This is a genomic window from Collinsella sp. D33t1_170424_A12 (genome assembly GCF_015554865.1).
Classification (GTDB): Bacteria; Actinomycetota; Coriobacteriia; order Coriobacteriales; family Coriobacteriaceae; genus Collinsella.
The window spans coordinates 1-1,044 of record NZ_JADNJJ010000014.1 but is presented as its reverse complement, the minus strand read 5'-3'; the positions used below and the strand labels follow the sequence as shown (position 1 = coordinate 1,044).

2 protein-coding genes are annotated in these 1,044 nt (G+C 66.9%); both read left to right on the top strand.

The genetic code is table 11. The features are described from left to right. On the top strand, positions 1–443 hold a 443-nt coding region (locus I2E26_RS00730; RefSeq protein ID WP_195419228.1), incomplete at its 5' end, for a DUF933 domain-containing protein. Between the two features lie 87 nt (positions 444–530). Then, positions 531–908, top strand: a complete 378-nt coding sequence (locus I2E26_RS00725) for a DUF1648 domain-containing protein (RefSeq protein WP_147588944.1) — start codon at positions 531–533, stop codon at positions 906–908. Positions 909–1,044: the final 136 nt, after the last annotated feature.

The following is a 1,044-nucleotide window of genomic DNA, read 5'->3' as shown; positions in this document are numbered from 1 at the left end:
ACGAAGACGAGCTCACGGTCGAGCTCGACGCCATCGACGGCGTGACGCCCATTCCCATCTGCGCCAAGGTCGAGGCCGAGCTCTCGGAGCTCGAGCCCGAGGAGGCCGCCGAGTACCTGGCCGACCTGGGCCTGGAGCATTCCGGCCTGGAGACGCTCGCCCAGGCGGCGTACAAGCTGCTGGGCCTGCAGAGCTATTTCACCGCTGGCGAGATGGAGGTCCGCGCGTGGACGGTCCGTCAGGGCGCCACGGCTCCCCAGGCCGCCGGCGTGATCCACACGGACTTCGAGCGCGGCTTCATCAAGGCCGAGGTCGTGGCGTTTGAGGACTATGTCGAGCTGGGCGGCGAGGCCGGTGCCAAGGCCGCCGGCAAGCTGCGCATCGAGGGTAAGGACTACGTCATGGCCGACGGCGACGTGGTGCACTTCCGCTTCAACGTGTAGGCACGCAGGCGGTGATCGCCGCGCGCGGCGGACGGGCGCCCGGAGCCCCGCGCGGTGGTATACGAGAATCGAGAGAGGCGATTTCGAATGTTCAAGTACGGAAAGAAGGCCGGCATCATGTCGATCGTGCTGGCCGCTTTGGCGATCATCCCGCTGCTCGCGGTGATGTATTTCATCCCGCAGCTGCCCGAGTCGGTGCCCATGGAGTTCAGCGCCGGCGTGGCGACGCGCTTCAGCAACCGCTACGAGCTGCTGCTGGTCCCGGCGTTCGCGTTCCTGCTCTGCATGGCCACGTATATGAGCGCCGGCAAGCAGGCCCGCGCGCACGAGGAGGAGAGCGAGTCCGCGGCGGTGTTCACGGCCGAGCGCTACCTGCGCAACGGTATCGTGACCGGCGTGGTGCTCAATCTGGCCAACGCCTATCTGCTCTACATGGCCGTGACGGGGTCCGTTCCCGGCATGTAGGCGCGTCGACGCGTCTGGGCGACGGACAGCTTGGTTGTGCTGGAAGGGGTGCGTGCGCGCCCCTTTAATATGAGTTGAACATTGTCAAGAGGCAAAACCGGCCCGGCCGTCCGCGGAGCTACCGCGTACGGCCGGG

What these genes read in the sequence shown, in the direction of transcription:
- I2E26_RS00725 (WP_147588944.1), top strand. Translation starts at nt 531, where the DNA reads ATGTTCAAGTACGGAAAGAAGGCCGGCATCATGTCGATCGTGCTGGCC.